At 73.1% G+C, this 26000-nt stretch carries 23 protein-coding genes; 13 read left to right on the top strand and 10 right to left on the bottom strand.

From position 1 onward, the window contains the following. The first annotated feature begins 7 nt into the window (after nucleotides 1-7). The 3 genes from LZG04_RS18965 to LZG04_RS18975 all read left to right on the top strand — a co-directional run bounded on the left by LZG04_RS18965 (nucleotide 8) and on the right by LZG04_RS18975 (nucleotide 4834). The gene (locus LZG04_RS18965; protein WP_233818808.1) at nucleotides 8-1753 is read left to right on the top strand and encodes a fibronectin type III domain-containing protein; all 1746 of its coding nucleotides are present in this window, start codon (nucleotides 8-10) and stop codon (nucleotides 1751-1753) included. Nucleotides 1754-1830: 77 nt separating this feature from the next. Continuing rightward, nucleotides 1831-3636, top strand: coding sequence for a hypothetical protein (locus LZG04_RS18970; RefSeq protein ID WP_233818810.1), 1806 nt, complete (start codon nucleotides 1831-1833; stop codon nucleotides 3634-3636). Nucleotides 3637-3649: 13 nt separating this feature from the next. Continuing rightward, nucleotides 3650-4834, top strand: a complete 1185-nt coding sequence (locus LZG04_RS18975; RefSeq protein ID WP_233818812.1) for a thiolase family protein — start codon at nucleotides 3650-3652, stop codon at nucleotides 4832-4834. A gap of 95 nt (nucleotides 4835-4929) precedes the next feature. Here LZG04_RS18975 and LZG04_RS18980 read toward each other — a convergent pair whose 3' ends face one another. The 4 genes from LZG04_RS18980 to LZG04_RS18995 form a co-directional block, all read right to left on the bottom strand. Continuing rightward, nucleotides 4930-5553 carry a putative glycolipid-binding domain-containing protein gene (locus tag LZG04_RS18980; RefSeq protein ID WP_233818814.1) on the bottom strand — a complete coding sequence of 208 codons (624 nt, stop codon included), beginning with the start codon at nucleotides 5551-5553 and terminating at the stop codon, nucleotides 4930-4932. Next, nucleotides 5550-5723, bottom strand: a complete 174-nt coding sequence (locus LZG04_RS18985; RefSeq protein WP_233818816.1) for an antitoxin — start codon at nucleotides 5721-5723, stop codon at nucleotides 5550-5552. Before LZG04_RS18985 ends, LZG04_RS18980 begins: the two co-directional genes overlap by 4 nt. 153 nt (nucleotides 5724-5876) lie before the next feature. Next, nucleotides 5877-7136: a thioester domain-containing protein gene (locus LZG04_RS18990; RefSeq protein ID WP_233818818.1), complete on the bottom strand. Its 1260-nt coding sequence runs from the start codon at nucleotides 7134-7136 to the stop codon at nucleotides 5877-5879. A 391-nt stretch (nucleotides 7137-7527) separates the two neighbouring features. Continuing rightward, nucleotides 7528-8739, bottom strand: a complete 1212-nt coding sequence (locus tag LZG04_RS18995; protein WP_233818820.1) for a DNA cytosine methyltransferase — start codon at nucleotides 8737-8739, stop codon at nucleotides 7528-7530. Nucleotides 8740-8815: 76 nt separating this feature from the next. On the opposite strand from LZG04_RS18995, the gene LZG04_RS19000 reads away from it, so the two are divergent. After that, nucleotides 8816-9634 carry a hypothetical protein gene (locus LZG04_RS19000; protein ID WP_233818821.1) on the top strand — a complete coding sequence of 273 codons (819 nt, stop codon included), beginning with the start codon at nucleotides 8816-8818 and terminating at the stop codon, nucleotides 9632-9634. Here LZG04_RS19000 and LZG04_RS19005 read toward each other — a convergent pair. Both LZG04_RS19005 and LZG04_RS19010 read right to left on the bottom strand, forming a co-directional pair. After that, on the bottom strand, nucleotides 9624-11060 hold the full coding sequence (locus LZG04_RS19005) for a hypothetical protein (protein WP_233818823.1): 1437 nt from the start codon (nucleotides 11058-11060) through the stop codon (nucleotides 9624-9626). The genes LZG04_RS19000 and LZG04_RS19005 overlap by 11 nt on opposite strands. Nucleotides 11061-11210: 150 nt before the next feature. Beyond that, complete coding sequence (locus LZG04_RS19010; RefSeq protein WP_233818825.1) at nucleotides 11211-11423, bottom strand: hypothetical protein; 213 nt, start codon at nucleotides 11421-11423, stop codon at nucleotides 11211-11213. A 117-nt stretch (nucleotides 11424-11540) separates the two neighbouring features. Here LZG04_RS19010 and LZG04_RS19015 point away from each other — a divergent pair, with 117 nt between their 5' ends. Continuing rightward, nucleotides 11541-12410 carry an NAD-dependent epimerase/dehydratase family protein gene (locus tag LZG04_RS19015; RefSeq protein WP_233818827.1) on the top strand — a complete coding sequence of 290 codons (870 nt, stop codon included), beginning with the start codon at nucleotides 11541-11543 and terminating at the stop codon, nucleotides 12408-12410. 67 nt (nucleotides 12411-12477) lie between these two features. On the opposite strand, the gene LZG04_RS19020 is transcribed toward LZG04_RS19015, so the two are convergent. Then, nucleotides 12478-13386: a ribonuclease Z gene (locus tag LZG04_RS19020; protein WP_233818829.1), complete on the bottom strand. Its 909-nt coding sequence runs from the start codon at nucleotides 13384-13386 to the stop codon at nucleotides 12478-12480. Between the two features lie 17 nt (nucleotides 13387-13403). On the opposite strand from LZG04_RS19020, the gene LZG04_RS19025 reads away from it, so the two are divergent. Then, nucleotides 13404-14225, top strand: coding sequence for a serine hydrolase (locus LZG04_RS19025; protein ID WP_233818831.1), 822 nt, complete (start codon nucleotides 13404-13406; stop codon nucleotides 14223-14225). A 113-nt stretch (nucleotides 14226-14338) separates the two neighbouring features. After that, nucleotides 14339-16318: a glycosyl hydrolase family 28-related protein gene (locus LZG04_RS19030; RefSeq protein ID WP_233818833.1), complete on the top strand. Its 1980-nt coding sequence runs from the start codon at nucleotides 14339-14341 to the stop codon at nucleotides 16316-16318. On the opposite strand, the gene LZG04_RS19035 is transcribed toward LZG04_RS19030, so the two are convergent. The 3 genes from LZG04_RS19035 to LZG04_RS19045 are packed head-to-tail and all read right to left on the bottom strand — an operon-like array spanning nucleotide 16319 to nucleotide 17922. Next, nucleotides 16319-17281 carry an NAD(P)-dependent alcohol dehydrogenase gene (locus tag LZG04_RS19035; protein ID WP_233818835.1) on the bottom strand — a complete coding sequence of 321 codons (963 nt, stop codon included), beginning with the start codon at nucleotides 17279-17281 and terminating at the stop codon, nucleotides 16319-16321. After that, entirely contained in the window at nucleotides 17278-17502 is a 225-nt protein-coding gene (locus LZG04_RS19040) for a helix-turn-helix transcriptional regulator (RefSeq protein WP_053715684.1), read from the bottom strand. Before LZG04_RS19040 ends, LZG04_RS19035 begins: the two co-directional genes overlap by 4 nt. Further along, on the bottom strand, nucleotides 17503-17922 hold the full coding sequence (locus LZG04_RS19045; protein ID WP_233818837.1) for a hypothetical protein: 420 nt from the start codon (nucleotides 17920-17922) through the stop codon (nucleotides 17503-17505). 437 nt (nucleotides 17923-18359) lie between these two features. On the opposite strand from LZG04_RS19045, the gene LZG04_RS19050 reads away from it, so the two are divergent. From LZG04_RS19050 to LZG04_RS19075, 6 genes are read left to right on the top strand one after another with little or no spacing between them, the layout of a single operon-like run. Beyond that, nucleotides 18360-18506, top strand: coding sequence for a hypothetical protein (locus LZG04_RS19050; RefSeq protein ID WP_233818839.1), 147 nt, complete (start codon nucleotides 18360-18362; stop codon nucleotides 18504-18506). Next, a complete protein-coding gene (eccD, locus tag LZG04_RS19055; protein WP_233818841.1) occupies nucleotides 18503-19819 on the top strand; it encodes a type VII secretion integral membrane protein EccD in 1317 nt (438 codons plus the stop codon). The genes LZG04_RS19050 and eccD overlap by 4 nt, the downstream gene beginning before the upstream one ends. A gap of 14 nt (nucleotides 19820-19833) precedes the next feature. Beyond that, nucleotides 19834-20751 carry a chromosome partitioning protein gene (locus LZG04_RS19060; RefSeq protein ID WP_233818843.1) on the top strand — a complete coding sequence of 306 codons (918 nt, stop codon included), beginning with the start codon at nucleotides 19834-19836 and terminating at the stop codon, nucleotides 20749-20751. Nucleotides 20752-20761: 10 nt separating this feature from the next. After that, the gene (eccCa, locus tag LZG04_RS19065; RefSeq protein WP_233818846.1) at nucleotides 20762-24697 is read left to right on the top strand and encodes a type VII secretion protein EccCa; all 3936 of its coding nucleotides are present in this window, start codon (nucleotides 20762-20764) and stop codon (nucleotides 24695-24697) included. Further along, complete coding sequence (locus tag LZG04_RS19070; protein WP_233818848.1) at nucleotides 24694-25047, top strand: hypothetical protein; 354 nt, start codon at nucleotides 24694-24696, stop codon at nucleotides 25045-25047. The genes eccCa and LZG04_RS19070 overlap by 4 nt, the downstream gene beginning before the upstream one ends. Continuing rightward, the gene (locus tag LZG04_RS19075; RefSeq protein ID WP_233818850.1) at nucleotides 25032-26000 is read left to right on the top strand and encodes a DUF6177 family protein; all 969 of its coding nucleotides are present in this window, start codon (nucleotides 25032-25034) and stop codon (nucleotides 25998-26000) included. The genes LZG04_RS19070 and LZG04_RS19075 overlap by 16 nt, the downstream gene beginning before the upstream one ends.

A 26000-nucleotide genomic window follows, 5' to 3' on the forward strand; every position in this document is an offset into this window, starting at 1 on the left:
TGCACCGGTGGAGCGTCGCAGGCTCATCGCCCTGGTCGGGGGACTCGCGCTCCTCGGCGGCGCGGTGGTGGTGCTGCGCCACGAGTCCGCTCCCCCGCGCCCGGAGACGTTCGAACGGTTCCTGGCCGACACGGTCGAGTACGTCCCCGACGCCCAACGCCCGTCCGCGCCCACCGACCTGGCGCTGACCGCGCTGGACCGCACCAGCCTGCGCGCCACCTGGACGGCCGCCGACGGCATCGGCCACGGCGGCTTCGAGGTGCGCTGGAACGGCCGCACCCGCCTGGTCCGCGCCACCGAGACCGAGCTGACCGACCTGGACGCCAACGCCGACGTCCACGTCGAGGTGCGCGCGCTGGACGCGATGGGCAACCGCTCCGCCCCGGCCACCGCCGACGCCGTGCCGCGGCTGGCGCACGACGACACGTGGCAGGACGGCCTGGTGCAGCCCGTCGACGTGTTCGACACCCCCGAGTCGCTCGCCCCGCACCGGTGGCGCGTCCTCGACCAGGGCGGCACCGACTGCCTGGGCCTGCGCCCCCTCAACGGCAAGCGGCTGGAGATCACCTGCGACTCCGTCGACCTGCAGTCCAACGTGCCGGTGCGGTTCGCCCCGGACGGCACCCTCGCCCGCGTCCTGCTCACCACGGACGGCCCGCTCGGCCGGCCGGACCAGGGCGAGCGGCTGATCGCCCTGCTGCCCGACCCGGCGCACGACCTCGGCCCGCTGTCCCGGCCGTACCCGCCGGGCGCGGTCGTCCTGCGCGTCACGCCGTTCGGCTCGCAGCTCTTCGTGGGCGAGGCGCCGCCGACCGAGCCGGCCGGCACCTACGCCCCGCCGACGCCGGGCGTGCGGCACCGCTGGGAGCTGCGGGTGTCACCCGGTCGGGTGGTGGCGTTGCGCGACGGGGTGGAGGTGGCGACCGCGCCGGTCGACCTGCCGTGGACGTCCGCCCGCGCCCGCCTGGCGTTCCGGCAGGCCCGGGGCACGCTGGTGGACGCGTTCGGCGTCGGCGGCGTGCCGGACACACCGGTGCCGACCTCCGTGGTGCCGCTCGGCCCGGGCACCGCCGAGGGCGGCGGGACGTCGTTGGGCAACATCGCCGACTCCCGGTTGGAGGGCGCGTCGTCGGTGCGCGTGGTCGCGTCGGTGGTCTCCAACGGCACCGGGCCGATCACCGTGGAGCTGGGCACGCGGTCCGCGCCGGCGGTGTTCATGCCACCGGACCGCGGCCTCGACCCGAACCGCCCCGCGGTGGTGCGCGCCGACTTCCCGCTGCCGGCCGGGGAGCCGAACCCCGAGGTCAGGCTGCGCTCCGACGGTGGCGTCACCGCCCACCAGGCCCACGCGGTCGTCACCGACGGACCCGACGCCCACCACCCGCTGCCCCGGCTCACCGACCGCCCGCTGCCCGCCCCGGTGGTGCCGCCGCCGTCGGTCTCCGTGGTGCACGAGACCGCGGACGACTCCGAGCCGCGGTTCCCCGACCGGGGCAGGGTGCGGCTGTCGGTCGAGCTCGCCGACTCGCCGGCGCGCGAGGTCGCCGCCGTCAAGGGCCTGGAGGTCGACCTCGACGGCGAGCGGATCGCCGTGCTGCCGACCCACGGCTCCGCGGGCGGTCGGCACGAGTTCCTGATCGACGTCGCCGGGCTGGCCGGCGGGCGGCACGAGCTGGACGTGCGCGTGCTCCCGATGGAGCAGTCGCTGGGCGTGCGGTCGTACGAGCAGGCGTTCGAGATCCGACCCCTGTAGCCCGCCGCGGGCCGTTCTTGGTCTCGGGTCGGCAACAACCGGGTGACCGCGCTCACCCCGCCACCTAGCTTGACTCAATGGAACGTCGCCGGGTCGCCCTCATCGCCGCTGGTGTGGTGCTGTTCGCCGGGGTGGTCGCGGTGTTGCGCACGACCGGTGCCGGCGGGCCCGTCGCCGCGACGAGCACGTCCGCGCCGCCGCCCACGTCGCTGGCGCCGTACGCCGCCGAGGGCGTGCTGGTGCCGACCGCCGGCCCCCTGCCGACGCAGCCGCGCGAGCTGGAGGTGTCGTCCGGACCGCGGCGGTTGCAGGTGCGGTGGACCGGTGACTCGGCCGGCTACGAGGTGCGGTGGGGCGAGCCCGGCAGGCTCGACCGGTCGCGGTTGGTCACCGAACGGGTGACGCAGCTGGACGGGCTCGAGGACGAGCGGATGTACGAGGTCGCGGTGTACGCCGTGGACGCGTTCGGGCAGCGGTCCGAGCCGGGACGGGCCACCGGCACACCGCACGCGTTCCCCACCGGCGACTACGCCTTCGCGGACCGGTTCGACCAACCCGACGCGCCCGACCCGACCAGGTGGCGGCTGGCGTCGCGGGGCAACTGCGCGCGGGCCACCCCCGGGCAGGGCGACGACGGGCGGCGGTTGGTGCTGAGCAGCAACTGCGCGGCGGCTCCGGCGACGTTGCGCTCGCGCACGCCGTTCGTGCTGCGCGACGCCGAGGAGCTGGGCCGGTTCGTGGTGGAGACCGACGCGCCCGGCGGCGACGGCGAGCTGGTGCTCGACCTCGTGCCGGGGCCGGTGTCGCTGGTCAGCGGGGACGCGTTGCCGCCGGACGCGGTGCGGTTGCGGGTGGCGACGAGCGCCGGGACGACGTCCGTGCAGGTGGCCGTGCCCGCCGGGACGCCGACGACGGCGGTGCGCGAGGTGCCCGCGTTGGAGACCGGGCTCAGCCACCGGTGGGAGCTGGCGCTGCGGCGCGACGGCGTCCGGGTGCTGCTCGACGGTGACGTGGTCGCGACCAGCCCGGCGGTGCCGGCGTGGCGCGAGGCGACGGCGCTGGTGTCCGTGGCCGGGCCGACGGGCCAGCGCGCGGCGGTCAGCCTGATCGCGTTCGACGCGGCGGCCGCGTCACCGCCGCCGTGGGTGCCGGGGCCCGAGGTGGACGTGGCGGTGGCCGTGCGAGCACCGGCGGGTGGGGCGCTGACGGCGATGCCGGGCGTGACGGGCGGGCAGTTGCGGATGGCGTTGCTGCACAGCGACGCGTCGCCGGAAGCACCGGCGTTCAGCGTGTCGGTGGCCGGGGTGGTGGTGCCGCTGCGGCCCGCGCTGGCCGGTGCGCCGTGGCGGGCCGGGGTGGCCTACCCGGTGGTGGCCGACCTGCCGGCGGAGGCGTTGCGGGTCGGCGCGTCGGGCGAGCTCGCGGTCACGCTGGTGACCGGGCTGCGGGTGCAGGCGACGCACGTGGACCTGGAGCTGAGCGGGTCGTCCCCGGGCACGCCGCCGAGCACCGAGAAGGCACCGCTGATCGGGCACGAGCCCGAGCTGGCGCGGGTCAACGGCACGGTGCTCGACGCGAGCGGCGAGACCGTGCCCGAGGGCGCGGCCGTGCAGCGCGGCCGGATGGTGTTCGACCTGGAGCTGGCGGGCCGGCCCGGGGTGGCGCTGGCCGGGCTGGCCGGGTTCAGCCTGCGGGTCGACGACGAGCGGGTGGCCGTCGTGCCGACCGCGGCGGGCGGGCCCGGTGTCGCCGGGCGGTACCGGTTCGCGCTCGACACCAGCGACCTCTCGCTCGGGCCGCACATGATCGAGGTCCGGCTGTTCGCCACGTCCGGTGAGACCCGTCCCACCTCGGCTTACATCCCGTTCTTCGTCGGCCGGTGAGAGGATGGGGCGCATGTCGCGCCCCCTGATCCTCGACGCCGCCCGCACCCCGTTCGGCCGCTACCGCGGCGGGCTGTCCGGTGTGCGCGTGGACGACCTGGCCGCGCTGCCGATCGTGGAGCTGCTGCGGCGGCACCCCTCGCTCGACCCGGGGCAGATCGACGACGTGCTGCTGGGCAACACCAACGGCGCGGGCGAGGAGAACCGCAACATCGGGCGGATGGCCGCGCTGCTGGCCGGGCTGCCGACGTCCGTGCCGGGGGTGGCGATCAACCGGCTGTGCGCCTCGGGCGGCGAGGCGATCGTGCAGGCGGCGCGGGCGTTGGCGCTCGGGGACGCGTCGCTGCTCGTCGCCGGTGGTGTGGAGGGGATGACGCGCGCGCCGTTCGTCGTGCCGCGGCCCGACAAGCCGTTCGCCGACCGGTTGGAGCCGGTGTCGACGGCGCTCGGGTGGCGGCTGGTGAACCCGCGGATGAAGGCCGAGTGGACCGTGCCGCTGGGGCGTGCGGCGGAGGACGTCGCGGTGGGGCTGGGGATCACGCGGGAGCAGATGGACCTGTTCGCGCTGCGGTCGCACCGGCGGGCGTCGGCGGCGTGGGACGCCGGGGTGCACGACGGGTTCGCGTTCCCCGTGCAGCTGCGCGACGCCGCTCCCGTGCGGCGGGACGAGTCCGTGCGGCCGGAGACGTCGACGGACAAGTTGGGCAAGCTGAAGTCGGCGTTCTCGGAGGACGGACCGGTGACGGCGGGCAACTCGTCACCGCTGAACGACGGCGCGGCGGCCGTGCTGATGGGGTCCGAGGAGATGGCGTCGTCGTTGGGGATCACGCCGCTGGGCGAGTTCCTCGGCTCGGCCGTGACGGCGGAGGACCCGCAGCGGTTCACGCTGGCCCCGGTGTCGGCGATCCGGAAGCTGCTGGCACGGCTGAAGGTCGAGTCGGCGCAGGTGGACCTGTGGGAGATCAACGAGGCGTTCGCGGCGATGGCCCTGTCGGTGCTCCACCACCTGCCCGAGGTCGACCGGGAGAAGGTCAACGTGCACGGTGGCGCGATCGCCTACGGCCACCCGCTGGGCGCCTCGTTCCCGCGCGTGGTCGTGGACCTGTGCCGCCACCTGCGTGCGCGCGGCGGTGGCCTGGGCGTGGCGGCGGCGTGCGTCGGCGTGGGCCAGGGCATGGCCATCGCGGTCCGGGTGTGAAGGTCGCCTGATCGAGCGACGGCGTCGATGCCGCCTGATGACCGGTTGCCGCAGCCGGGGACGACGTTGTCCGGGACGACGTTGTCCGGGGCGGCTCAGATCCGGTAGGCGATGCGGGGGTAGTCGACGACCAGGCCCGTCCGGTCGACGGTGATGTCCTGTTCGAACTCGCCGTGGGTGAAGGAGACGACCGAGCGGTCCTCGCCGACCGAGACCGTGCGGTAGCGCTGGCGGACCAGTTGGACCGACAGGTCGGGCAGGGTCACGTAGACGACCGGGATCTCGTGGTCGCCCTCCTCCTGCTGGAGGTTGAGCCGGCGGATCGGGATGGCGTTGAACAGGACCGCGAACTGCACGTCCACGTCCACCGCGCCGTCGAAGTCCGCCCGCTCGGCGCCCTGGCCGTAGTCGACCAGCCAGATGCCCTCCGACGAGCGGCTGACCGAGATCTGCCGCTCCTCCGACACCGTGGCCGTCCGCAGCAGCAGCCGGGTCACCGCGCCGGTCTCACCGACCGACACCTCGAACGACCCGCTGAACTGCTCGGACGGACCGGCGGTCACCAACCTGCCCGAGGCGCGGAGCTTGCGCTCCGAGAGCAGGAACCGCACCTGCTCCAGCCTGGGCACGTCGTAGCCCTGCCAGGTCACCATCTGCGCGGCCGCGGCGCGGGTCTCCCCGGACGGGGTGGCCCGCTCAGCCGTGTTGAACGAGTTCACTCTCCACCCGGAAGGAAGTCCTTGGCCTTCTCGGCCACCGCTTCGACCTGCGCTTCGTGGCCGAACCTGCCCGCGACGAACTCGGCGGCCCGGTCGATGCCCGCATCGACCTGCTCGTGGTGCTGCTCGAGCAGCTCGGACGCCTTGTTCTTGATCTCGTCGAAGTTCATCGTGCTCCTTCGCACTCCTGACGCAGGCTACCCGAATCGACCTCGCGTCCCCAGCGGCCAAACGGTACCTCCGGCGTCCGCGCACCGCCCCCTCCACACCGCAACGGCCCCCCGGGGGAGTCCCGGAGGGCCGTTCGGGTGGATCCGCTCAGGTCAGGCGGCGCGCTTGCGGCGCAGGAACAGCAGCGCCCCGGCGCCCGCGCCCAGCAGGCCGACGCCGATCAGCAGCGGCACGAAGATCGACGCGCCGGTGTTGGCCAGGTCGTCGTCACCGCCGGCGCCGGCCGCGACCGTGGTGGTGGTGGTCGTCGGCGCGGTGGTCGTGGTGGTGGTCGGCGAGGTGGTGGTGGTCGCCTCGGTCGTCGTGGTCACGACGGTGCCCTCGGTCCACTTGGCCTTCGCCGCCGCCTTGACCGGGAAGACCTCGGACTTGGCGATGACCAGCGACTGGGTCTTGTCGTTGCGGTCGCTGGACACGAACAGCCGGCCGCTGCGCAGCTTGGCGCTCGCCGTCACGGTGAACTCGACCTCGCCGGGCTCGACGCCCGAGTCGACCTTCACCCAGACCTCGGCGACGTTCGTGGCGGACGCGGCGGCGGCGCGGGCGTCCGGGTCGACGACGGGCAGCGGCTTGCCGTCCGCGTCCACGATGGTGACGCCCGCGGGCAGCTCGGCGGTGAGGATGGCCTCGGTGGCCGTGGTGGAGACCACGAACGGGCCGATCTTCCCGCCCGCCTTGCCGGTCAGCTCACCCGGCTCGATGGACAGGGTGGGCTTGGGCTCGGCGAGGTCCTGGGCCTTGGTGGTGAGGTACTCGTAGACCTTGTAGACGAGGTCGTCGACGGTGCCGTCGTAGACGTCCTCTTCTTCCTCGGTCGAGTTCTCCTCGCGCAGGTCCACGCCGTCGCTGAAGTGCCACACGGCGGCCTGCGTGGCGGCGATCAGGATGCTGCGCTTGTTCTTCGGGTTCAGGCCGTACAGCTCGTACGCGTCCTCCACGGACAGCGCCGGGTAGCTGTTCTGCAGCACCCAGTTGACCTTGGCGGCGTTCTGCTTGAACTTGGTGTCCGGGTTCGGGTGCTCGCCCCACGGCACCTCGACCAGCGGCTTGCCGTCCTCCAGCGGGGTCGGCAGCTCGACGCAGTACGCCTTGGCGGTCTGCGACTCGTCACCGGCCTGGAGGCGCAGCCCGATGAGGCTCGCGTTGAACCCCTGGATGCCTTCCTTCTTCTTGTCGTTGTCCAGGACCTGGCCGTCACGCTCCAGGTAGATGCCCATGCCCGGCTCGTTCGCGCCGTCGTAGGGCTCGACCTTCGGCTTGTCGGCGGCGGCCGCGGGCAGCGCCGACATGAGGACGAGGCCGGCGCCGAGGATCGCAGCGCCGAGGCGCTTCACAGTCGACCGGGAAGCCATGTGTCTCCTTGAGGCTCGCGAGGGTAGCCCGTTGGTGTGGTTCAAGGCGGCGGTCCGTGTCGCACGGGGAGCTACTTGGCAGAGTGCTCCACACCGAGACGACAGGAATCAGCCGAACATTAGCCGATCGTGTTCATCCGATCGAGGAAGGGCAATACCGCGAGTAGCACTGCCTGCCAGCAGCGAAGACACCCGCAATCCCTCCACAATGGATGATCGAATCATATTCGACGGTCTGTCGGGCCCGAATCCGGGGCTCCTGTTTCGACAGTCCACGAACGGGTGCGCGACCCCGCGGTGACGACGTCCGCGCAGCTCAGACGGTCCACAGTGGAATGCACGTATTCCGCGTCGACCCGGTTTCGACGCCACACCGTTGCCGAACGGTGACCTACGCCACCAGCGCGGACGGCGTGACCGGGCGGATGTCGCCGACCCGCAGCGACGTGCCCGGCAGGCACAGGTCGCGAGCGGTCGGCGGCTGGCCGGTGAGCATCCACTTGACCAGCGCCGCGAGCTGGAACGAGATCAGCGGCGGCACGGCGTCGCCCAGGTGCCGGTAGGCGTTGCCGATCACCGACACGTCGAACCGGAACCGCCGCGGGAAGCCCTGGAGCAGCGCCATCTCCCGCACCGTGCACAGCCGGTGCTGCTCGGGGTGCGCGTAACGGCCGTTGCCGACGTGCCCGCACTCCCGCTTGATCGTGCGCGCCGGCTCGTCCCACCACATCCGGCCGTACACGTCCGGGTGGGAACCCCACTTGCCCTCTTCGATGATCTTGCGCTGGGCCGGGTTCAGCAGCAGCTCCGCGGGCGAGCCCACCAGGTCGCCCCACGACCCGCCGTCGGCCGGGATCGCGCGCATCCGGTCCAGCGACCGGTCCCGGCGGAACGACGGCGACACGTGCATCGCGTCCTCCGGGTGCGCCTGACCCGCCTCCACCGGCGGCAGCTTGCCGATCGCCCGCCGCACCGTCACCGCGCCGGGCCGCACCTCCCAGCCCTGCCACAGGTCCTCCAGCGTGCGCAGCGGCACGCCCGAGTCCACCGCCACCACCATCGCGCGCTCGCGCAGCTGCGGCAGCCCGAAGCGGGAGAGCATGTGCGTGCTCGCGTCCACTTCGTACCCGATCTCCAGCAGCTGCTCGACCAACCCGTCCAGGTGGTGGCGCTGCTTGCCCTTCACCAGCTCGCGCGCGTTCTCCAGCACCAGCACGCGCGGGCGGAACTCGGCCACGTACGCGGCCACCCGGCCGACCAGCGAGTTGCGCGGGTCGTCACGCAGGTGGTTGGCCGGCGCGATCCGGGTGAAGCCCGAGCACGGCGGGCACGCCACCAGCACGTCCAGCTCGCCGCGCCGCAGGTTCCACACCTGCCGCAGCACGGCCGGGTCGAGCCGGCCCAGGTCGACCTGCAACGGGTCGACGCCGATGTTGTCGCGGTAGATCCCGTTGCAGCGCAACGACCCCAGCCGCGACGACGGCTTGCCGATCTGCGCGTCGGCCGCGCCCACGATGGTGAAGTCGCGGTGCGCCTGGAAGCCGAGGCTCATGCCACCGGCGCCGGAGAACAGGTCGACGACTTTGAAGGTGGGTCCGCGCACCGCGTGATCGTACGGTGAGCGCCCGGGCGAGTGATCCCGCCGGTACCGATGGCCGAGATCGCGTACGTTGCGCGCCATGGAGCTCCCACCTGCGTGGCAACGGCCGGACCCGTTGCGTGGACTGGAGGACATGCCCTGGTCGGTGCTCGCCCACGGGGCGGGCGTGGACGACCTGATGCGCCGGGTCGTGCACGGCGAGCGCGTGACGCGCGAGGTGGCCTGCGAGGCCCTCGCCGCCAGGCTGCTGGTCGACGACACGGTGTCCGAGGCGAGCGTGTGGGCCGTGCCCTTCCTGGTGGAGATGGGCGCGAGCTACCGGGTGCCCGCGGACAGCCGCGATCGGGTGATCTTCCTGCTGGCCGCGATGGCCCTGGCGAGCGCCGGTTTCACCGACGACGGCAAGCGCACCCGGCGCCGGTGGAACGTCCTGGGCCGCGAGCTGCCCCGCCGTCCCCCGGACTGGATCACGCAGACGCGCCACGAGGTGGCCAAGGGCGCGCCGAAGGTGTTCGAGGCGCTGGCGGGCGCGGAGGTGGCGTGCTCCATGGCGCTGGCCATCGCGGTGCCCGAGGTCGTGCCGCGGCACGTGGTGGCCGTCGCCGAGGACCTGGCCTCCGCCGACCGCTCGCCGCGGCTGCTCGCGCTGGCCGCGCGGGTCGCGCTGCACCTGGTGTGCGGGACGCCGGTGACGCCGGCGCTGCTGCGCGCCACCGCGCAGTGCAACCCGGACCTGCTGCGCGCCTACCGGGACAAGGCCTACCCGCCCAACCAGCCGCCGGCGGTGACGTTGCAGCTGATGGGCTACCGGTACGCCTTCCTCGCCGCGTACGAGGGAACGGTCTCCGGGGACTCGAGTTCCTTCAACGGCGAGGAAGGCGTGACGATCACGCCGTGACGGCGGTCGGCTCCGCCACCACGACCTTGGCGGCGGCCGCGCCGTCGGCGACCGGCACCGCGGGCTCCAGGGGGCCGAGCGCGGTGCCCCACTCCTGGTCGGCCAGGGCGAACGCGGCCACCGTCAACGCCACCACCGGGCGGCCGAGCGGGAGCTGGTCGGCGTAGAAGTCCAGCTCCAGCCGCGCGCCCAGCGGTGACGGGCGCAGCCGCAGCACGCCGTGCGGCGTCTCGTCGGGGTGCGCGAACCGGCACGACCACTCGGTGAACACGATCGAGCGCTCCACGACCTCGGTCGGGTGTACCGCGCGCACGTTCGCGCCGACCGAGCCGTGCCGGTAGTCGTCCGCGGCGGAGACCAGCAGCTCCTCGAACTCGATGGACGACACGCCGAGGTCGTGCCCGGCGACCAGGGCGACCTGCACCAGCGCCAGCGGCAGCTGCGGCAGGGCGTCCTCGAAGCACACCATCGCGCCGCCGTAGCGGGTGTTGATCTCGGTCGGCAGGAACCCGTCGGCGGTGGCGATGCCGTCGAGGGTGAACGTGCCGCGGTAGTCCACGGTCTCGCGCAGCCGCTCCCCGACCCGGCGGGCCAGGTTGCGCATCTCCTCGCGGATCCACGCGGGCGGGTCGTAGTAGGACGCGCAGCCCGCGTACAGGAACCGGGCCTGGCCCGCGCGGCGCGGCACGACCATCTCGATCGGCCGCAGCACGGCGGTGCCGTCCGGGAACACGATCCCGTGCACGCTCACCGGGATGCCCTCCAGGAACGGCATCACCCGGACGAAGTCGCACTTGGCCGCGAGCACGTCGAACGCGTCCTGCGCCTCCTGCCGGTCCCGGACGCGGCGCACGAAGTTCGCGCCGCCGTTGATCGCCGGGCCGTCACCGGACCAGACCACGCCCGCGCCGCGGTCCAGGCTCTCGGTCGCGGCCCACAGGCCCTCGAAGTCCAGGCCGAGCACGACGGCGGGCGCGCGGGGCGCGGACAGCTCGTCCCACAGGGCGTCGATCGTCGTCTTGTTCTCCAGCTCCACCCACTCGGGGCGGCGGGCGTTGAGCACCGGGCGGCCGGCGAACTCCGGCGTGTGCACGTACGGGGTGCTGATCACCAGCGCCTCGCACCGCGGGTCGAAGTCCTCCAGCACCTCGCGGACCTTGCGGTTGGGCGAGGTGAGCAGCTTGGTGAGCCGGTTCTGCTCGACCGCGACGAAGCCGCCCGCGATGCCCAGCGGCACCCAGCGGGCCACGTCCGAGTCGTGCAGCGGCGCGTGGTCGTCCGTCGACAGCACGAGCGTATGGCGAGCGCCCAGCTGGTGCAGCTCACCGGCGCGACTACTCAACCGAGTGCCGCCCGCGAGCACGACCAACCGGTCGCCGAACAGGGTGCCGAGGCGCGCTTGAAGCGCGGAAAGGACGTCATCCATCGCCGAGAACTCGCTTTATGAGAAGCAGACGAGACAGCCGGCGAGCGCCGGGTGCCACGCACTGTAGAGGCAGGCGATGGGATCGGCCTAGCACGGTCCGGCAACGACCGGATGAAACTTGCCGATGGGATCAGGGGCGACTGCGCGAGATCATCGAGCGGCGTCGCGAAGAACCTGGTCAACCCGGTTCAGGAAGGCCCTCGGCCCCTGTGCCTTGGGGAACGGGAGCAGCAGGCCCAGCAGCGTGTCGTCCACCGACGGTGGTGCGGCGGCCACGATGGCGGCGGCGGTCTCCAGGAACCTCTGCCGCTTCGCCTCGTGCACGGCGTGCTCGGCGAGAACGCCCTCGATGCTCGTGTGCATGGCTGGATGCGGGTAACTCACTTGGGTTGTATCGGCCCCACCGGTCCCAACCTTTAGGGTGAATTTGCACCGAGTTCAGGTACGTGATCGACGCGTCCGACGTGCTGGGATGTCGCCATGCGCGTGGTGGTCACCGGGTCAACCGGGTACGTCGGACGGGTGGTGTCGGCGGAGTTGGCCGCGGCCGGCCACACCCCCATCCCCTTTTCGGGTGATGTCCGGGTCGGGTCGTTCGAAGAACGGGTCGACGGGCCGGTCGATGCTGTCGTGCACCTGGCGGGTCTGGCGCGGGTGCGGGAGTCGTTCGCCGACCCGGTGCGGTACTACGACGTGAACGTCGGCGGCACGGTGAACCTGCTGCGCTCACCACCGCCACGGTTCGTGCTGGCCTCCACGGCGGGCGTGTACGGGTCCGCCGGGGTCGCGACGATCGACGAGGACTGCCCGCGCTCGCCGGTCAACCCTTACGCGGCTTCCAAGGCCGCTGCCGAGGACGTGCTGGCGTGGGCGGCGGGTGCCGGGCGGGTGAGCGGGGTGTCGCTGCGGTTGTTCAACGTGGCGGGCGGCGGGGACGCCGACGACACGCGCGTGATCACCAGGGCTTGCGGGGCCGCGTCCGGGCGGCTGCCGGCGATGGAGGTGTTCGGGGACGGGTCGGCGGTGCGGGACTTCGTGCACGTGCGGGACGTCGCGCGGGCGTTCGTGACGGCGGTGGAGTGGGGCGGGACGGGCCACGTGGCGCTGAACGTGGGCGCGACGCCCGCGAGCGTGGCCGATGTGCTCGCTTCCGTGGGCCGGGTGGCGGGTCGGGAGGTGCCGGTCGTGCGGCGGGACGCGCACCCCGGTGAGGCTCGGGAACTGCGCGCGGACACGTCTCGGTTGCGGGCGTTGGGTTGGGAGCCGGGTTGTTCGGACCTCGAAACCCTGGTCGGCGACCAGTGGGCGACCGAGGGGAGGCGAATCAGAGATCAAAAGATCACAGATTGAAAGCGTCCTCGCCGGACGGGCAGGTCATCCCGCTGACCTGCCCGTCCGGCGAGGACGCTTTGATCTTTCAAGTCTTTTCCCCACCATTCCGGTCACGACGTCGAGGCAATGGCACGCGGTCGAGGTCGGCGGCGATCACGATCTCGCCGTCGAACACCTCGGCCGCCTCGTCGTGGAACATCCGGGGATCGGTGTAGCGCTGCGAGAAATGGGTCAGCACGAGCTTGCGCACCCCGCACTCGGCCGCGACCTCGGCCGCCTGGCGAGCGGTCAAGTGGCCGTATTCCACGGCCAGGGCCTCGTCGCCGTGCAGGAAGGTCGACTCGATGACCAGCATGTCCGCGCCGTCGGCGAGTTCGAACACGCCATCGCACAGCCGGGTGTCCATGACGAAGGCGAACCGCTGGCCCCGGCGGGGCACGCTGACCTCGTCCAGCAACGGTGGCCGGAGGTCGCGGATCGCCTGGCCCCGGATGCCGTGGGCGGCCAGCAGGTCGGGGATCATCGTGCGGCCGTCCGGTTCGACCAGGCGGTAGCCGTAGGCGGGCAGGGTGTGGTCGAGGCGGCGGGCCTCCAGGCGGCCGAACGGGCCCTCGGCGAGCACGCCCGGCTCCGTGATCGGGTGGGCGCGGACGTCGGCCACGTCGTGGAACGAGCTCGCGTGCCGGAGCCGGTCGAAGTACTCCGCGCCCTCGGCCGGGAAGTGGGCGTGCACGGTGTGCGGCACGCGGTCGAGGGACAGGCGTTGCACGACGCCCGGCACGCCGAGGCAGTGGTCGCCGTGGAAGTGGGTGATGAACAGCCTGGTGACGTCGGTGGCGGCCACGCCGGCGCGCACCATCTGGCGCTGCGTGCCGTCGCCCGGGTCGAACAGGAAGCCCTCGGCGTCCCAGCGCAGCAGGTAGCCGTTGTGGTTGCGGGCGCGGGTCGGCACCTGGCTCGCGGTGCCGAGCACGACCAGCTCTCGTGGTGACACGTGGCAGAGTCTGCGGCATGGAGAGCTTGCAGGCGGTGTCGTCGTGGCCCGTGGACACCGCGGCGACGGCCGTGGTCGACGCGCGGGGCGAAGTGCTGGGCACGCACGGGCCGGTCGACCACCGGTTCCCGCTGGCGTCGGTGACCAAGCTGCTGACGTCGTACGCGGTGCTGGTGGCGGTGGAGGAGGGCGCGGTCGAGTGGGACCAGCCGGCCGGGCCCGAGGGGTCCACGGTGCGGCACCTGATCGCGCACACGTCCGGGTTGGCGTTCGACTCGGCCGACGTCCAGGCCGCGCCCGGGACCAAGCGGATCTACTCCAACACGGGCTTCCAGGTGCTCGCCGACTTCGTGGAGGCGGCGACGGAGATCCCGTTCGCGCGGTACCTGGCGGAGGCGGTGTTCGAGCCGCTGGGCATGACGTCGTCGGAGTTGACGGGTTCGGCGGGCGCGGGCGGCGTGTCCACGGTCTCCGACCTGGTGCGGTTCGCGGCGGAGGTGCAGTCCCCGAAGCTCGTGTCGGCCGATCTCGTGGCGGAGGCGACGACGGTGGCGTTCCCGGGGCTGCGCGGCGTGCTGCCGGGCTTCGGGTTGCAGAAGGAGAACGACTGGGGCCTCGGGTTCGAGATCCGGGCGGCGAAGTCGCCGCACTGGACCGGCTCGGCCAGCTCGCCCCGCACGGTCGGGCACTTCGGGCAGAGCGGCACGTTCCTGTGGGTGGACCCGGACGCCGAGGTGGCGTGCGTGGCCCTGACCGACCGGCAGTTCGGCGAGTGGGCCGCGACGGCGTGGCCCGCGTTCACCGACGGCGTGCTGGCGGAGTTGGGCCGCACCCGCTGACCGAGCGCAAATAGCCGACCGAACCGCGCAATTTCTCGACAACCTCTTGTGATGCAGCGCACAGCCCGCCTAGGGTCACGTCGCCCTGCCGGCACGAGAGAAACGAGACCCCGATGCCGCGGATGTCCGCCAGGTTCGGCTTGGTCGTGGCGGTGGTGGCGGCCGGGCTCGCGACGCCCGCCGCCCAGGCCGCGCCCGCACCCGTCGTCACCCGGGCCGCGCTGGACCCCGCGCTCGTCGCCGGCCGCGGCGCGGACGTGGCGTTCGTCGAGCAGGAAGCCGAGAACGCCACCACTACCGGCACGGTCATCGGCCCCGACCGCACGGCCTACGCGCTGCCGTCCGAGGCGTCCGGCCGCACGGCGGTCCGGCTCGCGCCCGGCGAGCACGTCGAGTTCACGCTCCCGGCGGCGGCGAACGCGATCACCGTCCGCTACAGCATCCCGGACGCCCCGACCGGCGGCGGCATCACCGCGCCCCTGGACGTGACGGTGAACGGCAAGCACCGCAAGACGATGACGCTCACCTCGCAGTACGCCTGGCTCTACAACCAGTACCCCTTCACCAACGACCCGAACGCCGACCTGCTGCACCCGGACTGGTGGATCACCGAGTGCGCGTGCGTGCCGGCGCAGACCACGCCCGCGCCCGTGATCGCGAAGCCGTTCCGCCCCAGCCACTTCTACGACGAGCAGCGGCTGAAGCTCGGCAAGACCTTCCGCGCCGGCGACCGCGTCCGCCTCACCGCCCCCGCCGGCACGAACGCCGAGTGGACCGTGATCGACCTGCTGGACTCCGAGCTGGTGCCCCCGCCGCACGTCACCCCGCGCGCGGCCAACGTGCTGCTGTTCGGCGCGGACCCGACCGGCCGGCGCGACTCGGCCGACGCCGTCGACCGCGCCATCGCGTTCGCCAGGCGGCACCGGCTCCCGGTGTACCTGCCGCCGGGCACCTTCCAGGTCAACCGGCACATCGTCGTGGACGACGTGACCATCGAAGGCGCGGGCAACTGGCACACCGTGGTCAAGGGCCGTCAAGTCACGCTGCCGACCCCCGCACCGGACGGCTCCGTCCACACCGGGGTCGGCTTCTACGGCAAGCCCGCGGCCGAGGGCGGCAGCCGCGACGTCCACCTGCGCGGGTTCGCCATCGAGGGCGACGTCCGCGACCGCGTGGACACCGACCAGGTCAACGGCATCGGCGGTGCGCTGAGCGACTCCACCGTCCACGGCCTGCACATCCGCCACACCAAGGTCGGGTTGTGGTTGGACGGTCCGATGTCGAACGTGTCGATCACCGGCAACACGATCGTCGACCAGGTCGCCGACGCGCTCAACTTCCACACCGGCGTCACCGACTCCCTGGTGCGCCACAACTTCATCCGCAACACCGGTGACGACGGCCTCGCCATGTGGTCCGAGCACCAGCAGAACGCGCGCAACCGGTTCGAGCGCAACACCGTGCAGTCGCCCGTGCTGGCCAACGGGATCGCGCTCTACGGCGGCACGGACAACACCGTGGTCGGCAACCTGGTCGCCGATCCCGTGCGCGAGGGCAGCGGCATCCAGCTCGGGACGCGGTTCGGCGCGCAACCGTTCACCGGGCAGGTGCTGGTCACCGACAACACCACCGTCCGGGCGGGCACGTTCGAGCTGAACTGGCGGATCGGGCTGGGCGCGATCTGGTTCTACGCCCTGGAGGCCGACATCGACGCGGACGTGCGGGTGGTCGGCAACCACTTCCTGGACAACACCTACAACGCGATCATGCTGGTCAGCGAGTGGTCGGTGAAGGACCTGCACTCGATCACCAACGTGCGCTTCGAGGACATCCGGGTCGACGGCACGGGCACGTCGGTGGTGAGCGCGCGTGCGGCCGGCTCGGCGACGTTCGAGAACGTGGACGCCCGCAACGTCGGCGCGGTGCCGGTGAACAACTGCGGCGCGTTCGGCTTCCCGGCCACCGGCTCGGAGTTCTCGCTGACCGACGCCGGCGGCAACGACGGCTGGCTGGCGCCGTGGCTGCTGCCGAACACCATCACCTGCGACGACCGCCCACCGGCCGTGCCACCGCCACCGCCGTCACGGTGGTGATCAGGGCGTGACGACGGCGTGGCCCCGCACCCGGCCGCGCCGCACGTCCTCGATCGCGGCGGCCGCCTGGTCCAGGGGGTACGTGCGGTCCAGCACCGGCGCGACCGCCCCCGCCTCGATGAGCTCCCGGAGCAGCACCAGGTCGTCGAGGCGGTCCTCGTGCACGAGCGGTCGAGCCTTGATGCCCAGGAACGGCGCGGCGAGCACCGCCCGCAACCACCGGTCGACGCCCATGAACCACCGGCCGCCCGTGCCGCCGACGAGCGCGACCGTGCCGCCCGGCTTCAGCAGGCGCTTGAGCGTGCGCAGGGAGGGGTTGCCGAACAGGTCGACCACCACGTCGAACCCGCTCGCGGTCACCGGCCCGGCGGCGTGGTCGAGCACGTGGTCCGCGCCGAGGTCCGCGACCATCCCCGCCTTCGCCGCGCCGCACACGGCGGTCACCTCGGCCCCGTAGTGCTTGGCCAACTGCACGGCGTACGTGCCGACGCACCCGGAAGCGCCCAGCACCAGAACCTTCTGCCCCACGCGGACCCGTCCCGCGTCCCGGACCGCCTGCAACGCGGTGAACCCGGCGATCGGCACGGCCGCTGCCTGCTCCGGCGTGAGGTTGGCGGGCTTGACCGTCACCTGGCCCTCGGGCACGGCGACGTACTCGCAGAACGCGCCGGAACACCACCCGAAGACCTCGTCGCCCACCTCGACGGAGGTCACACCGGCACCGATCGCCTCGACCGTGCCGGCCAGCTCCAGGCCGGGCACCTTGTTGCGCGGCCGGCGCAACCCGACCACCGGCCGTGCCGCGTAGGGCAGGCCGCGCAGGATGTGCCAGTCGGAACCGGAGACCGCCGCGGCGCGAACACGCACGAGCACCTCGCCGTCCTTCACCGAGGGCCGGTCGACGTCGTCGAGCCGCAGCACTTCTTCGGGGACGCCGTACGCGTCCTGGGTCATCGCTCTCATGAGTCGTCCTCCGGGTACTGGAACACGTCGCCGAGCGGCACTTGGAACACGCGGGCGATCTGGAAGGCCATCTCCAGCGAGGGCGAGTAGCGGCCCTGCTCGATGGCGATGACGGTCTGGCGCGTGACGTCGAGTCGGCGGGCCAGCTCGGCCTGCGTCATCTCGCCGTGCGCGAAGCGGAGCGCGCGGATCGAGTTGGTGATCCTGGTCGGCTTGCCCACTCAGAACCCCCGCCGGTACGCGACCAACTTGACCGCGGCCCCGAACACCGACCACACCACGAACACGGCGTAGATGGCGTTGGCGATCCAGAAGTGCGGCGCCTCGGCGAGCGCGAGCACGAGCGGCAGCACCATGCCGACCCCGAGCACGACGCTCGCGACGTGCTCGCCGAACCGGTTGATCTCCCGGTCCCGGGCGTCGGCCTTGTGGCTCTCGCTGGGCTTCGCGATCTCCACCGCGATACGCCCGACGATGGCCAGGCCGATGGAGATGCCGATCGCCCACAGCAGGGGCGCCACGTACTCCGCCTCGACCACCGGTCCGTCACCGGCACGGCCGAGTACGACCACGACGTACCCCACGTAGGTCAGCGCGCTGACCACCAGGTACACCCACGTGCCCTTCTCCTCGTACGACATCGCCCGCCCTCCGATGTAAAGCAAACTTGACATCGCCAGTGTCGGCTCTACTTGACCTGATGTCAAGCATCTTTGACATCAGGTCTCGGCCGAAGAGCCCGCGTCGGACGTTTGGCCGGGAAGGAGTGGACCGGCGGCCCGCCGTGACGCCGACGCCGCCACATCGCCTGGATGCGCACGAACTCAGGCGAGTTGGAATAACGCGAAAACCTTGGGACAGTTTCTCCACAGTAGAACCGCAATATTGCGGATTCCGCCCGACCATCACCCCAATTCGCAAAGCCGAACGGAGGACGCACGCCGTGATCCGCTGCCGTGATGTGCAATGCCGTTAACATGAGAACGTGGCGCGCGAATACGACACGCAACTCCTCGAGTCCGTCGCCGTCCGCCGCACCCGACTTCGGGAATCGATGCTCTGGGGGTGGGACCGGCGCATGCGGACGTGTTCCGACAACCTGAAGACGCTGGGGATCAGCGTGGTGCTGGCGGCGGTCGCGTGCGCGGGGTGTGTCGGGTGGTCGTACCTCCAGGAAGTCCTCGACGAGCGCCCCGCGTCGAGCACCCCCGCCGTGCGCCGATGACGACCGCCACGCCGGCCGGCCGGCTCACCCGGGTCACGCTGATCGGCCCCACCCGGCGGATCGACGTCGTGCTGCCGTCGGACGAGCCGCTCGGCGCCCTGCTCCCGGAGATGGTCGCCATGGTCGGCCACCGGCACGGCGGCGATCCTCGCGGCTTCCAGCTCGGCCTCGTCGACGGCACCGTGCTGCCGCCCGCCACCAGCCTCCGCGACGCGGGGGTCCCCGACGGCGCGGTGCTGCGCGTCGACCCGTTCACCGCGGCGCCGCCGGCGGCCGTCGTGTACGACATCCCCGACGAGCTCTCCGACGACCTGGACCGGCGTCCCGGGCGGTGGCACGACGCCGCGCGCGTGCGGACCGCGACCGGTGCGTGCGTCGTGGCGTCGGCGTTCGCGGCACACGTCACCGCGGCGCAGGTCCCCGTCTGGGTCCTGACCGCGGCCGCGGTGGTGCTGCTCGCCGCCGGTCTGGGCGCCGCCGCGGCCGGGCGGCGCCCGGCGGGTGTCGCGCTGTTGCTCGGCGGCACGGCCTCTCTGGCGACGACCGTGCCCGCGTGGACGTCGTCCTGGCCTCATCGCTGGGCGCTGTGGGCGCTCGGCGCCGCCTGCGCCGTGGCGCTGCTCGGTGTCGCGACCGGCCACCGGCGGGCGGGTCTGCTCGGCGCGGGTGTGTCGCTGGCCCTGCTCGGCTGGTGGGTCGCCCTCGCCGCGGCGGGCCTGCCGGCACACCGGTCCGCCGCGTTGACGGCCGTCGTGACGGTCGGCCTCCTCGGGGTGCTGCCCAGGGTGGCGATGGTGTCGTCCGGTCTCACGAAGCTCGACGACCGGTTGAACACCGACGACTCCGTCCCCCGGCCGTCCGCCGAGGCCGCCGTGGACGCGGCGCACCGCGGCCTGGCCACGGCCTGCGTGGCGGCCGTGTTGTCCGGCACGGCCGCGGGGCTGGTGCTCGCCACCTCCGACGGGTGGTCGGTCGCGCTCGCCGTGCTGCTGGCGGTGGTCCTGTTCCTGCGGCTGCGCGCGTTCCCGTTGACCGCCGAGGTGGTGTCGATGGTGACCGCTGCCCTGGTCGTGGTGGGCGCGCTGCTGGCGCGACTGGTCCGCGACCAGCCGCGGCTGTGGTGGGTGGCCGCCGTCGCGGCGCTGGTGGTGGTGCTGCTCGGGCTGCTGGTGCTGGGTCACCGGCCGCAGTCGCACGTGCGGGCACGCGCCCGGCAGTGGGCCGACCGGCTGGAGGGCCTCGCGGTGCTGGGCTCGGTGCCGGTGGCGGTGGGCGTCTTCGGCGTGTACTCGCGACTTCTCGACACCTTCTGACGCGGGGGAACGGTATGACCGCGCAAGCGATGCCCCACCCGCCCCGAACCGGCGCGCCACCGCTGGTCCGGCGGGTGCCGCACGGCGACTCGGCGGTCCGGCGCGCCCTGCGCACGGTCGGCCGCGCGATCACCGACGGGCGCGCCACGAGAGAGCTCGCCGACCTCGCGCGCCGGGCCGCGATGCCACTGCCCACCAGCCGCAGGGTGGCGGTCGTGTCCGTGCACGGCGGCGCCGGGCGCACCGCCACCGCGGCGCTGCTCGCGTCCATCTACGCGGCCCGGCGTCGGCAACCGGTCCTGGCCGCCGACGCCGAGCCGTTCGGCGGCGCGCTGTCGTGGCGCCTCGGCCTCACCGCGCCACCGCCGCTCGCGTCGATCGCACCCGCGCTGCTCACCGCGCGCAGCGGCACGCTGGAGGACATCGCACACCTGTTGCCGAGGCTGCCTAACGGGTTGTGGGTCCTGCCCGGTGGTGCTCCCGGCACACCGCGCCTGTGCCGCGAGGTGACCACCGCGCTGTCCCGGCTGTTCGCGGTGATCGTCACCGACTGCCCGGGCGGCTTGAGCTCACCCAACACCACCGAGGTGCTGGCCGACGCGCACAGCGTCGTCATCGCTTGCGCCGCCACGCCCGACGCCGTGCGGTCCACTTACGACGCGGTCGCCCGCATCGCGGCCACCCGGGGTCCCACGGGGATGGGCCGCGCGGTGGTCGCGTTGAACGTCGTCAACCCGGCCGGGCTGGCCGCGCTGCGCGCCGACACGACCAAGAACGCGTTCGCCGGACTCGGCGTACCCGTGGTCACCGTGCCGCACGACCGGCACCTCGCGGCCGGCGTGCCGCTCGTGCCGTCCAAGGTCGGGGAAGCCGCGCTGGTGGAGGCGACGCGCCTCGCCGGCGAGGCGCTGGTCCGCGCGGCGCCGATGTGACGGGGCACCGATGACGACGAGAGCCGTACACCGCCCGGCCCGGGTGGTCCGCCCGGTCACCGCGCCGGTCACCCGTTACGTCAAGCCACCGCCCGCGTTGCCCGACGCCAAGAGCGGATCGGGCGTGCAAGCGCTCATTCCGATGGCCGGGGCCAGCGTGGCGATGAGCATGATGATGTTCATGCGCGGTTCGGGTTTCGCCGCGCTCGGGGCGGTCGTCATGGTCGTCTCGCTGGGCGCCGCCGGTGTCTTCTACTTCACCCAGCGGGGCCAGGGCGCGCGCAAGCGGCGGGGCGAGCGGGAGGGCTACCTCGACGAGCTGGAGCGGTTGCGGGACGAGCTCCGGCGGGACGAGGACGAGCTGCGGGCACGCGCCACCGTGCTCGACCCGCCGGCGAGCCACCTGGTGAGCGTGGTCGCCGACCCGGCCCGGCTGTGGGAGCGCCGCCGGCCGGACGTGGACTTCCTGCGGGTGCGGCTCGGCGTCGGCGCGCTGCCCGTGCGACCCGTGGTGATCCGTGAGCACGACACCTTCCGCACGCCCGACCCGTTCATGCTCCAGCAGGCCGAAGCGGTGATCCGGCGGTTCGCGCTGACGTCCGGGATGCCGCTGCGGGTGGACCTGGACCGGGCGGGCGACGTCAGCGTGATCGGCGATCGCCGGGAGGACGTGGTGGCCGTCGCCCGGGCGGTGTTCGCCCAGGCCGCGGCGTTCCACGCGCCCGAGGACCTGACGATCGCGGTCGTCACGACGGCCGAACGGGCTGCCGAGTGGGCCTGGGCGCGCTGGTTGCCGCACGCGCTGCACCGGGTGGGCATCGGCCCGTCCGGTCCCGTGCCACTGGTCGTGACCTCGCCCGCCACGCTCGTCGCGCTGCTCGCCGACGACATCGCCGAGCGCGTGCAGCGGGCGGCCCGACCGCACAGGTCGAACGACACCACCGAAGTCGCACGGCTCGGCCCGAGGCTCCTCGTCCTCGACGACGCGCACGGCGCGATCGCCGGGGTGATCCCCGTCCCCGACCGGACCACCAGCCTGGCCGCGCTCGGCATCACCGTCGTGCACCTGCTGGCCGACCGGCTGCACGAGCCGGAGGAGGTCTCCCGGCGGATCACCGTCGACGGCGGCGCCGTCGTCCTGGAAGACCTCACCGCCGACCCGCCGGTCCGCGTGCGCGGTGACGTCGACGACGCCTCGCTGCCGTTCGTGACCGGGCTGGCGCGCGTGCTGGCGCCGCTGCGGCTGTCCGCCGACTCCTACGACGACGGCACCGGCAGCCCGCCCGCCGACTTCACCGACCTGCTCGGGTTGTCCGACCCGTCCCGGATCGAGGTCGACGACCTCTGGAAGCCGCGGTCCGGACGCGACTTCCTGCGCGTTCCCCTGGGTGTGGGCGAGACCGGCAAGCCTGTCGTGCTGGACCTCAAGGAAGCCGCCCAGCACGGCATGGGCCCGCACGGCCTGTGCGTCGGCGCCACCGGGTCGGGCAAGAGCGAACTCCTGCGCACCCTCGTGCTGGCCCTCGCCGCGACACACGCACCGGAGCAGTTGGCCATGGTGCTGGTCGACTACAAGGGTGGCGCCACCTTCGCCCCGTTCACCGCCCTGCCGCATGTCGCGGGCCTCATCACGAACCTGTCGGCGGACGCGACGATGGTGGAGCGGGCCTACCAGAGCATCGAGGGCGAGGTGGACCGCCGCCAGCAGCTGCTGTCCGACGCGGACAAGTCGAGCGACATCAGGGCGTACCACGAGTGGCGGGCCAAGCGCGGCGACCGGGACGAGTGGCCGCCACTGCCGCACCTGCTCGTGCTGATCGACGAGTTCGGCGAACTGCTCACCGCGAAGCCCGAGTTCGTCGACCTGTTCCTGCGCATCGGCCGGGTCGGGCGGTCGATCGGGGTGCACCTGCTGTTGTCCAGCCAGCGCGTGGAGCAGGGCAAGCTGCGTGGTTTGGACACCTACCTGTCCTACCGGATCGGGTTGCGCACGCTCAGCGAGATGGAGTCGCGGACGGTGCTGGACAACCCGGACGCGTTCCACCTGCCTTCGCTGCCGGGCACCGGCTACCTCAAGGTCGACGTCACGCACTACGAGAAGTTCAAGTCGGCGTACGTCTCCGGCCCGCTCGTCGACGGCGAGGCCGAGGCAGCGCCGGTCACCGGCCCGCTGGTCAGACCGGCCCTGGAGTGGGGGCGGGTCGAGACGGCGGCGCCGGCCGCGGCACCCGCGCCGACCCGGGCCGGCGGCGGCCCGACCCTGATGTCGACCGTGGTCGGTCGACTCGCCGGCGCGGCCGACCGGGTACCGGCGATCTGGCTGCCGCCGCTGCCGGCGGCCGTCGCCCTCGACCGGGCCGCGGGCGGGTACGACGTCACGCCGGACGGGGTCCGGCTGCGGGCCGCCGCGGGGGACGCGCGCGTGCCGGTCGGCGTGCTCGACGATCCCGCGCGCCAGTGGCAGGGGCCTTGGCTGCTCGACCTGTCCTCCGGCGGCGGCCACCTGCTCCTCGTCGGCGGTCCGGGGTCCGGCAAGAGCACCGCCCTGCGCACGATCACCCTGGGCCTGGCCGCCTCGCGGACACCCACCGACGTGGGCGTCTACGGCATCGACCTGCTCGGCAACGGCCTGCGGCCGCTGGAGAACCTGCCGCACGTCGGCGGCGTGGCGGGCCGCGACAACCGCGAGCGCGTGCGCCGCACCGTCGACGAGGTGCACGCCATGCTCAGTGAACGCGAGCGCCTGTTCGCGCTGTACCAGTGGGACACCGTGGCCGACCTGCGTGCCGCCCCCGACGTCCCCGACCGGCCGACGTGCATCGAGGTCGTGCTGCTGATCGACGGGTACGGCCAGCTCTCCGCCGAGTTCGAAGAGCTGGAGACCAAGGTCCACGACCTGCTCACCCGCAGCGGCCGGTACGGCATCCACGTGGTGGCCACCGCGCGGCGGTGGAACGAGGTCCGCAACGCGCAGCAGCACGCGTTCGCCAACCGCGTCGAACTGCGGATGGCCGACCCGAGCGAGTCGAACATCGACGCCAAAGCGGCCAAGCAGATTCCGCCGAACAACCCGGGCCGGGCGATCACCTCGACCAAGCTGCACGGCCAGTTCGCGCTGCCACGCCTGGACTCCGTGCCCGACCCCACCGGTTCGGGCCTGGCCGCCGCGGCGGCCACTATCCGCTCGGCCTGGGTCGGGCCCGTGCCGCCGGAGGTGCGCGTGCTGCCCCCGGTGCTCCGCGCGGACCTGCTCGCCGGTGCCGCGCCGGAGGCCGGGAGCGTCGCGTTCGGCGTGTTCGAGGAGGACTTCACCCCGGCCGTCCTGGACCTGTTCGGCCGCGACCAGCACCTCTTGGTGTTGGGGGACTCCGGCGCGGGCAAGACGAACCTGCTGCGGTTGGTCGCCGCCGACCTGGCGGGCCGTTTCGCCGAGGACCGGATCGTGTTCGCCGTGTACGACCCGCGCGGCGGTCTGCGCGACGCCGTGCCCGAGGAGCTGAACGGCGGCTACGCGACCAACGCGATCGAGGCGCAGAAGCTGACCGCCGCCGTGTGCGAGGAGCTGACCGAACGCGTCGAGAACCGGCGTTCCGGCCCTCGGGTCGTGCTGCTGGTGGACGACTACGACGTCCTCTCCGCGTCCGGCACCCAACCCCTGGGCGGCTTCGTGCCGTTCGTGGCGTCGGGCCGGGACATCGGGCTGCACGTGGTGATGGCACGACGCGTCGCCGGTGCGTCGCGAGGGCTGTTCGAGCCGTTCACGATGAACGTGCGCGAGTCGGGCTGCCTGAGCCTGGTGATGTCCGGCGACCGCAGCGAGGGGCTGCTGTTCACCGGGGTGCGCCCCACGTCCCTGCCGGTGGGCAGGGCGCAGCACGTGCGGCCGGGCGACCCGGTCCGCATCGTCCAGACCGCTTACCTCGACCAGGGCGGAGGCGAGCCGTGACGTTCGACATCGTGGCGCTGTGCCGGGACAACCCGGATCCGGGGGCCGTGATCGCGGCCATGACGGCGGCCGGCCCCGAACTCCGCGTCGACACCGTCGAGGGGGCGCGGCTCATCCAGCTGTACCACCCGGGCGGCCGCCTCCTGTTCACCACCGAGTCAGCGCGCCTCGTGCAGACCCGCGGCGAGGTCCGGCGGCTGCTCGGCGTGGAGGGCGACGACGTGCCCCACCCGGCGTGGTGGGTGGAGTGCAGGTCCCCTGGCGGCGACCCGGAAGCGGAAGCAGCGGCCCGCCGGTTCACCGCGGCGCTCGTGTCCCTCGTCGGAGGTGTGTCGTGGTCGAGCCGGTGACGTGGCACCCTGCGGCGGATCGGCTGACGCCCGAGGCGCTGGTCGTGGAACAGGACCGCCGGGTGGTCGGGCTGTCGGGGTGGCTGGCGGACGCGGCGGTGACCGCGGTGGGCAGCGGACGGCTGTTGCAGGTGCTGACGCCGTCGTACAGCCGCATCACCTACCCGTTGGAAGTCATGTTCGGCGCGGGCCGCAGCCAGTGGGTGGTCCGCGACGGCACGGGGTTCCGCGACGGCTTCACCGGCGTGCCGATGCACTGGAACGGCAACCGATTCGCGCCCACCGAGGGCGCGCTGCCCGAGATCACCCTGCCGCCCGCCGGCAGCGGGGGCATCGAGGTGCTCGCGGTCGCGTCCCACCCGGCGGCGGCCACCCTGGAGCTCGGCACCGTGGCCGACCACGTGTTCCGGGCGTTGACCGGCGACCAGCCGACGGGGTGGGGCGTGTCCGAACCCGCGACCCACCCGTGGTCCCGCCGCGAGGTCACCGCTCACTGCCGCGAGCGCAGCCCCCGGCCCACGCGCGTCGTCGTGGTCGGTGACGACGCGGTGGGCGTGCTCGAAGTGGAACGCGTCGACACCGGCGTGCTGGAACGCGTGAAGGTCTCGGGCCCGGCGAGCGGTCGGGTCGGCCAGGACGCGGTCGAGGCCATGGTGGACGCGCTGGCCCCGACCGCCAGAACGGTGGTCGTCTCCGTGCACCCGACGCGGGTGGCGGGTGCCCGGCCGTCGACCCCGACCCCGCCCGCCCTGCCGTACGGCATCCTGATCGGCGCGGAAGCCGTGACGGACCCCGAGCTGGCTCGATCGGCGCCTGCCCCATCCGCCCGACTGGCCGGCCGCCCGGACCGCCCGTCGTGCTGGGTCCGCCTGAGCGGCGGGCCTCGAGCCCCGTACGAAACCCTGACCGCCGTGCTCCGGCACTTCGGCCTGCCGGAGCAGCCGACGGGGTGA

Origin of the sequence: Saccharothrix sp. S26 (genome assembly GCF_021390395.1) — a bacterium.
In the GTDB taxonomy this organism is placed as follows: domain Bacteria; phylum Actinomycetota; class Actinomycetes; order Mycobacteriales; family Pseudonocardiaceae; genus Actinosynnema.